General features: G+C 60.2%; 7 protein-coding genes. 5 read left to right on the forward strand and 2 right to left on the reverse strand.

Annotation, left to right across the window (positions count from 1 at the left end; genetic code table 11):
- The first annotated feature begins 2 nt into the window (after window positions 1-2).
- The 4 genes from EDC28_RS16365 to EDC28_RS16380 all read left to right on the forward strand — a co-directional run bounded on the left by EDC28_RS16365 (window position 3) and on the right by EDC28_RS16380 (window position 5025).
- Window positions 3-1409 carry a bifunctional enoyl-CoA hydratase/phosphate acetyltransferase gene (locus EDC28_RS16365; protein ID WP_123422321.1) on the forward strand — a complete coding sequence of 469 codons (1407 nt, stop codon included), beginning with the start codon at window positions 3-5 and terminating at the stop codon, window positions 1407-1409.
- Window positions 1406-2524, forward strand: a complete 1119-nt coding sequence (locus EDC28_RS16370) for an acetate/propionate family kinase (RefSeq protein WP_123422322.1) — start codon at window positions 1406-1408, stop codon at window positions 2522-2524. The genes EDC28_RS16365 and EDC28_RS16370 overlap by 4 nt, the downstream gene beginning before the upstream one ends.
- On the forward strand, window positions 2521-3279 hold the full coding sequence (gene fabI, locus EDC28_RS16375; protein WP_123422323.1) for an enoyl-ACP reductase FabI: 759 nt from the start codon (window positions 2521-2523) through the stop codon (window positions 3277-3279). The genes EDC28_RS16370 and fabI overlap by 4 nt, the downstream gene beginning before the upstream one ends.
- A gap of 261 nt (window positions 3280-3540) precedes the next feature.
- The gene (locus EDC28_RS16380) at window positions 3541-5025 is read left to right on the forward strand and encodes a sensor domain-containing diguanylate cyclase (protein WP_123422324.1); all 1485 of its coding nucleotides are present in this window, start codon (window positions 3541-3543) and stop codon (window positions 5023-5025) included.
- 46 nt (window positions 5026-5071) lie between these two features.
- Here EDC28_RS16380 and EDC28_RS16385 read toward each other — a convergent pair whose 3' ends face one another.
- On the reverse strand, window positions 5072-6238 hold the full coding sequence (locus EDC28_RS16385) for a hypothetical protein (protein ID WP_123422325.1): 1167 nt from the start codon (window positions 6236-6238) through the stop codon (window positions 5072-5074).
- 68 nt (window positions 6239-6306) lie between these two features.
- Window positions 6307-7044: a rhamnogalacturonan acetylesterase gene (locus EDC28_RS16390; RefSeq protein WP_170164155.1), complete on the reverse strand. Its 738-nt coding sequence runs from the start codon at window positions 7042-7044 to the stop codon at window positions 6307-6309.
- A 137-nt stretch (window positions 7045-7181) separates the two neighbouring features.
- Here EDC28_RS16390 and EDC28_RS16395 point away from each other — a divergent pair, with 137 nt between their 5' ends.
- Entirely contained in the window at window positions 7182-8216 is a 1035-nt protein-coding gene (locus EDC28_RS16395) for a pectinesterase family protein (RefSeq protein ID WP_123422327.1), read from the forward strand.
- Window positions 8217-8329 lie beyond the last annotated feature (113 nt).

Consider the following 8329-nt stretch of genomic DNA (forward strand, 5'->3'; position numbering starts at 1 on the left):
ACATGGACGACAACCTTCTCAGTAACATCACCTTTGATGAGCTCTACATAGGCCAGAGCGCCAGCCTCAAACGCAAACTCACTCAAGACGACATCAACCTGTTTGCGCTGATGTCCGGCGACGTTAACCCGGCCCATATGAACCCCGAATACGCCAAGGCCAGCCTCTTTCACGGGGTGATTGGCCACGGCATGTGGTCTGGCGCCCTTATCTCCACCGTGCTCGGCACCCAGTTGCCCGGCCCCGGCACCATTTATTTAAGCCAAGACATCCACTTTAAAAAGCCGGTGCGTCTTGGCGACGAGATAACCGTCACCCTTAGCGTGAAAAGCAAGGGTGAGGGCAAACCGCTGGTGGATTTTGACTGCCAATGCATTAACGAACATGGCGAGGTGGTAGTAAGCGGCATCGCCACCGTGCTGGCGCCCACCGAGCATTTGTCCCTGCCCCGGCCCATGCTGCCAAGGGTTGCCTTTTACCAAGACCACTACCAAAGCGTGATTAGCGCCTGCCAGGACAAGGGCGCGGTTAAAACCGCCGTGGTGCACCCGGTTAACCTTGCTGCCTTGCAGGCGGTAAAAGAAGCAAGTGACGCCGCCCTTATCGAGCCGGTGCTGGTTGGCCCCAAAGACAAAATCTGGCAAGCCGCCACCGAGGGGGATATCGACATCAGCCCCTGGCCCTTGATAGACACCGAGCACAGCCACGAAGCGGCCGCCAAAGCCGCCGAGCTTGCCGCCTGCGGCCAGGTGCAGGCCATCATGAAAGGGGCGCTGCACACCGACGAGCTGTTGGGCGCGGTGGTAAAAGCGGCCAGCGGCCTTCGCACCGAGCGGCGCATCTCCCACTGCTACGTGATGGATGTGCGCGGCCATCATAAACCGCTCATCATCACCGATGCCGCCATCAACATTGCCCCCAGCCTCGAAGAAAAGGCCGACATCTGCCAAAACGCCATTAACCTCTGGCAGGTGCTCTTTGGCCACCAGGGCGCGCAGCCCAAGGTGGCCATCCTCTCGGCGGTGGAGACAGTCACCAGCCGCATCAGCTCCACCCTCGATGCCGCCAGCCTGTGCAAAATGGCCGACCGGGGGCAAATCACCGGCGGCATTCTTGATGGCCCTTTGGCGCTGGATAACGCCATCAGCCGGGAGGCGGCCGCCAACAAGGGCATCCACTCGCCAGTGGCTGGAGACGCCGACATCCTGGTGGTGCCCAACATCGAGGCCGGCAACATGCTGGCCAAACAGCTGACTTTCCTTGGTAAGGCCGACGCCGCCGGTATCGTGCTGGGAGCGAGGGTGCCCATCATCCTCACCAGCCGCGCCGACAGCCTGCGCACCCGGCTGCTCTCCTGCGCCGCCGCAGTATTTTTGGCGGCCGCCCGCAAAGAGGGAAACATCAAATGAGCGCGGCGCTGTTGGTACTCAACACCGGTTCGTCCAGCGTCAAATTCCGGCTTTTTGCTTTGGATGAAGCGCTGACCTTACTGGCCGGTGGCAAAGTGGAAGATATCGGCACCGGCGCCAGTTTTAAGGCCGGGTTGGCAGGCGCCGCGCCACAAGCCGTTGCCCTGGAAGGGGCAGACAACCACGACAGCGCCATGGAAGCGGTGCTCAACTGGCTGGATGCCCAGCCGCAAGACTGGCAACTGCTGGCCGCCGCCCACCGCATTGTGCACGGTGGCGAACGTTTTACTGCCCCGGTGGCGCTGGACCAAGCAGCCATGGATTATCTGCAAAGCCTCTCGCCCCTGGCGCCGCTGCACCAGCCCCATAACCTGGCCGGGGTGCGCGCCCTGGCCCGGCGCCGCCCCGGCATTCGCCAGTACGGCTGCTTCGACACCGCCTTTCATGCCCGCCACGGCGCCCTGTTTAACCGCTACGCCCTGCCAGACAGCCTCTTTGAGCGGGGCATTCGTCGCTACGGCTTTCATGGCCTGTCCTACGACTGGATAGCCCACCAGCTGCGCCACCATCACCCCAAACTGGCCCAGGGCAAGGTGGTGGCTGCGCACCTGGGTAACGGCGCCAGCCTCTGCGCCATGAAGCAGCTGGCCAGCATCGACACCACCATGGGCATGACCGCCCTCGAAGGCCTGCCCATGGGCACCCGCTGCGGCAATATCGATGCTGGCGCCGTGGTGTATATGGTCAAGGGCCTTGGCATGCCCATCGAGGATATCGAGTACCAGCTTTATGAAGAGTCGGGCCTTAAGGGGCTGTCGGGGCTGAGTAACGACGTGAAAACCCTGCTGGCCAGCAGCGATCCTAAGGCCCGCTTTGCCCTTAACTTTTTTGCCTTGAAGGTGGCGCAGCAAATAGCCGCCATGGCGGTGTCTCTCGGCGGCTTGGACGCCGTGGTCTTTACCGGCGGCATCGGCGAGAACGCCGCGCCCCTTCGCAAACAGATCTTGGCGCATCTGGCCTTCTTGCCGCCTTTTGGCCACCTGGTGATCGCCGCCAACGAAGAGGGCTGCATGGCCCTTGAGATCCAGGAACACTTTGCCAAGGAGCTGCTATGACCAAGCCCCTCGTCGGGTTGATTGTTGGCCTGGCCAACAGCGACTCCATCGCCTTTGGCTGCGCCCAGGCCCTTAAGGCCATGGGCGCCGAACTTGCCATCACCTACCAAAGCGACAAAGCCAAACCCTTTGTCGCGCCCCTTGCCAAAGAGCTGGACGCAGCGCTTTTCATGCCCTTGGATGTGCGCCAGCCGGCCGAGCTCAGGGCGCTGTTTGGCGCCATCGGCGCCCAATGGGGGCGCCTTGATTTTGTGCTCCATTCCATCGCCTTTGCCCCTAAGGCCGATCTCCAAGGCAGGTACCTTGACAGCTCCGCCGAGGGCTTTTGCACGGCCATGGACATCTCCTGCCACTCGCTGGTGCGCCTGGCCAAAGCGGCCGAGCCGCTGATGGCAGAGGGCGGAGCCATCCTCACCATGAGCTATTACGGCGCCGAGAAGGTGATAGCCAATTACAACCTGATGGGGCCGGTAAAAGCAGCATTGGAGGCCAGTGTGCGCTACCTCGCCAGCGAGCTGGGCCCGGCCAATATCCGGGTTAACGCCCTCTCCCCTGGCCCGGTTGCCACCCGCGCCGCCTCGGGCCTAGCGCACTTTGACGCGCTGATGGCCGAGGCTGCCGCCAGGGCGCCGCTGCACCAGCAGGTTTCCATCGCCCAAATCGGCGAAGCCGCCGCCTTTTTACTGTCAGACAAATCCCGGCACATTACCGGCCAGGTGATCTTTGTGGATAACGGTTACAGCGCGCTGGGGTAAGTGCTGGCTGGCGGAGCGTTTTGACCAACGCCACCTTAGCGCCGCGCTTTCCGGCTATTGCCGCTTAAAGCCTGAAACCACTGCAAAGATTTTGATACAGGCCGCTAAAAGCATGTTCCAACGTTAAAAATGTTGAATGAAAGTAACAATCCTGGTGTTAGCATACGGAGGCAGTGAAATGCCCAAATGCCCTGGCTGTCGACACAACTCATAAAGAAAGACACTGGGCCTGATTAATAAGAATGCTTGTAAGGTTTTCCATTGCCACACGACCAACGGAACGTCATTGCTTCTGATGCCCCCCTCGGCACAACCGTTGCCGCCAACGCCTTGCTGCTTCGCTTTCCTTGGCTGAGCGATCTGCTGCTTATCCTGTTGTGGATGGCCAGCTGGCGCATCGCGTCACTCATGGAATACGCTCCCCACGCCAGCATCTGGTTTCCGCCCTCGGGGGTCACCTTTGCCGCCTTTTTGCTGCTGGGCAAACGCGCCTTGCCGGCCATTGTTTTTTGCGGTCTGGCCAGCACCTTCTGGGAAGACATGCTGGACCAAAGCCAACACAGCCTGAGCGAGCTGTTGCAATCAGGGCTCCTGTTCGGGGTAGTGCATAGTCTGTCTTACTGGCTGGGCGCCGCCATCACCCTTTTGGTGATCCGCCGCTCCAGCCGCCACAACCTGCCTACCGTTATTCTGGCGTTTTTACTGCTGGGCCCCTTAAGCGCCCTGCTGGCCACCTTTACCGGCACCCAGGCTCTTGCCGTTACCAGCATTTTAAGTGGCAGCGACATCAGCCAAATCTGGCTGGCCTGGTGGATTGGCGACCTTATCGGCATCATCGCCCTGACCCCTCTTTGCATCGGCCTTATCAGCCGCTTTTATCCGCGCTGTGGCAGTTGGATATTGGAGCTGGGGCTGCGCCAAAGCGGCAGCGACCGCTACGGTTTTGTAATGAAGCTGCTTTTAAGCGCGCTGCTGCTGACCCTGACCATGACCGCCACCGCCCAGTTTCACCACGACGAAGTGGCCTTTAGCATCTTCTTTATGTGCATTCCCCTGATGTGGATAGTGCACACCGAAACGCCGCTTAGAAGCGCTCTGAGCCTGGCGCTGCTCAGCACCCTTACCGCCATCGGCATCAAGATGCTGGCGCTGAGCGACCACGCCTTGGTGTATCAATTCGCCATCAGCGTGCTGGCGGCCAGCACCTACTTTGGGCTGACCGTGCCGGTGTTGGTGAGCCATAACGCCAGGCTCAGGCAAATCGCCCTGGAAGATGGCCTGACCAAGGCCGCGTCCCGCAGCCACTTTTTCGAGCAGGCCGAACAGGAAGTGCTGCGCGCCCGCCATTATCGCCAGCCCATTTCCCTGGTGGTATTCGATATCGACCATTTCAAAAGCATCAACGACAAATACGGCCACAGTGTTGGCGACATGGCGCTGGTGGCGGTGGCCAGCACCGTTAAGCGCCAGCTGCGCCAGGCCGATATTTTGGGCCGCTTTGGCGGCGACGAGTTCATGATGCTGCTGCCGGGTGACACCCTAAGCCAGGCCAGGGAAACCGCCGACCGTATGCGCCTGGCGCTGATGCAATTAACGGTACAGGGCCCCATCCAGGGCTTGGCCGGCAGTTTTGGGGTAGTGGAAGTGATGGAAACCGAGACCATCATGGAAGCCTTTGACCGCGCCGACCGCCACTTGCTGGAGGCCAAACGGGCCGGGCGCAATCAGGTGGCCATCAGCGCTTAAGATACCCCCGTGACAAAAAAGCCAGGGCTAAGCCCTGGCTTTTTATTTAGCTGTTTTGCCAGAAATAGAGCTTGCCGTCGTCGCTGCCGCCGTAAAGCCGCTGACCATCGTGGCTTATCACCATGGGCCAGTTCATCATCGGCGTTTGAAAGCGCCATTGCTGCTGGCCGCTGTGGCCATCAAAGAGATAGAAATGGCCGATAGACTCGGCGCCGGTGCTCTCGTCTATGGGTTTGCCGTCGGTGGCGGTCACCCATGTGCCTTTGCTGTCGATACTCACCCCGGGGTTGGCCGCCAGCGCCAGAGGCGCCTGCCATTGCAGCTCCATGCCCCTTTGCTCATCGCCTTTAAGGAGATACAAAAGACCCTGGTTTTGCGGCGCAGCATTGTTGAGGTTGACCCCGCAAGCCACCACCACTTCACCGGCGGCGGTAACGGTAAGAGCAAGGCCATAGCCCACCGACAGGTTGGCCACATCCGGGGTGGAGCGGCAAAAAGCGCCGCCCGGCAGATTGCGGCTAAAAACCGCCACGCCGCCGTCGTGCAGCAAGGCCGCCCAGTGGCTGCCGCCCTCGGCTATCGCCACCCGCATCACCCCCACTTCGAACTGGCTGCAACTGGGCAGCGCCAGGCGTGAGTCTTTAACGGGATAGACAAAGACGGCGCCGTTATTGAGGCTGTAGTTGCGGCATGACACCACCACCGCGCTGCCGCTTTGGTCGATAACGGCGCTGTTGCTCTCATAACTGACACCGTTAAAGCCAAGGGCCACTTCGCTTTTAAGCTGATACAGCCCCGCCTCCAAGGCATAAAGCTGTAAGGTGCCGCCGTAAACCGCCACCAGCAGCGCGCCGTCGTGGCTCAGCGACACCTGGTTGACCCTTGCCGGCAGGTCGACATCCAGCAGCACCTCACCGGTATCACCCCGGTAAGCCTTCAAAAAGCCCTGGGCGCTGCTGTACTGGCCGCCGCCAGCGGCGTAGGCGCCGTCGTTACTGATGGCGGCCCAGAAAAAACCCTGGGTGCAGGCTTCGGCCAGGGGCTGCTGCCACAGAGCTTGGCCGCAATTGTCGACACAGAAAAACGAGAAAATACCGCTGCTAAATTCGCTGGAGGTACCGAACACGCAGCGCTCGGCGGCGCCATCGGTGGCAACGGAATTGATTTGGTAGAGGTGCTCTGGCGAAAAGATCCAGGTAGGTGACGCTGACATGACACTATCCCTATGAAAGTAGATTAGAAATCCATCATGCCAGCGTTATCCCGCCCTGAATATGGCGGTTATTTTAAATACGCAGCTAGGGCCGGCAATTGCTCGCGAATGGCCGCTACCGCCAACGCGTTCATGGCCTCGGCGCCCTTGGGATTAAAGTGGGTGTTGTCTTCCACGCCCTTGGGGTAGTTGGGGTTTTGCCCCGGCTTTAGCTGCAAGAACAGGGCTCGTGACGGCTCGGCGCCTAATTTCACCAGCACCGCTTCGCTGCGCCGGTGCATGTCCAAAAGCGGTACCTTTTTATCCATGGCCACGCCACGGGTGATGTCGGGGTAGACCCCGTGCACATCATAAAACTGGCCGTTATCGTCAAAGCGGCGGCGCATTACCGGCGTCAGCAGTACCGGGTTGGCGCCCTTGGCCCGCACTTCGGCCACGAAGCGCTCCAGGTTTTGCCGAAAAGCGTCCGGCGCCGTGTAGCGGTCCACCTTTTCCTTGGACTCGTCATTATGGCCGAACTGGATAAAGACCCAATCGCCGCTCTGCAAGGCCGCCATCAATGATTGCCAGCGCCCCTCGCTGATAAAAGTGCGGGTGGAGCGTCCGTTTTTAGCGAGATTCACCACTTGCATCTGCGGCTTGAAGGCGTGTTGCAGCTCTTCTCCCCAGCCGGTTTCCGGGCGTTTTTCGGGGAGTTTTTCGGCCATGGTGGAGTCGCCGGCCAAATAAAGGTGTTGTGGGCGCAAGGTGGTGCTGGCGCAGCCAAAGAGCCAAAGCGCGCTGATAAGGAGAAGGACGTTTTTCATCAAAATAACCTCTGCCGTTTTTTGCCCACCATACGCCAGCGCCAGCGCCTCTTTTGGCCAAAAAGGGGAAAATTCCATATCTGGAACAGGCAATTAGCGTGGTGGCGTTAGCATCGGGGCAACCTAAGGAGGCGTTGATGCGTGTACTGTTAAGTTGGCTGGTCTTGTTTTGTGGCGGCGCGCTGGCGACGCCTTATCAGGCGGTGGTGGGCCCAGGGGGCGATCACGCCACCATAGCTGCGGCGCTGGCGGCAGTGCCGGCCGATAACCCCAAGCCCTTTACCATTTTTATCAAAGACGGGGTGTACCGGGAAAAGCTCAGCATCGATAAACCCCATGTACAGCTCTTGGGGCAAAGCCAGGGCGGCACCATCATCCGCTATGGCGACAGCGCCGAGGCCAAAGGGCCGGACGGCAAGGCGGTGGGCACCTGGGGCAGCTATGTGCTGCGGGTCACGGCGCCGGATTTCACGGCCCAAAACCTCACCATCGACAACAGCTTTGATTTTCCGGCCAACGCCGCCAAAAGCGACACCGACCCCAGCAAGGTGCGCCACACCCAGGCCGTGGCACTGGCCACCGCCGGGCAAAGCGACCGGGCGCTGTTTCGCCACGTTACCTTACTTGGCTACCAGGACACCCTGCTGGTGGACGCTGGCCGCCAGCTTTTTGAAGACTGCACCATCAAAGGCAATGTCGATTTTATCTTCGGCAAGGGCCAGGCGGTGTTTCGCCGCTGCGATATTGTTTCACGCAACCGCGAGGGCGCCAAAATCACCGGTTATATCACCGCCCCCAGCACCGATATCAGCCAGCCCTACGGCTTTTTGTTTATCCATAACCGTTTCTTAAAAGAACCGGGGGTGCCGAAAGGCTCGGTGCGCCTTGGCCGCCCCTGGCACCCCAGCGGCGACCCAAGGGCCGAAGGCTCGGCAGTGTTTATCGACAACTTTATGGACGACCACTTCGGCAAGGAAGGCTACGCCGCCATCGGCATCACCCGCCCCGACGGCACCCCAGGGCGCTTCGAGGTGCACCCCTGGTCGCGTTTTTTTGAATACGCCAATACCGGCCCCGGCGCCATTAAAAGCGATGAGCGGCCACAGCTGCTGCCAAGAGCCCTGCCCTGGTACAACGCCGATGCGGTGCTTGCCGGCTGGCAACCGAACTAAAAAAGCCCCGCATTGCGGTAATGCCAGTCAGTTAAGCTGACTGGCATTTTTTCTTTCTCGCTGGGTACTTGCTGTGTTTTGGCCGGATACAGCGTGGATATGACCGGTCTGGT

This window comes from Gallaecimonas pentaromativorans (assembly GCF_003751625.1).
Classification (GTDB): Bacteria; Pseudomonadota; Gammaproteobacteria; order Enterobacterales; family Gallaecimonadaceae; genus Gallaecimonas; species Gallaecimonas pentaromativorans.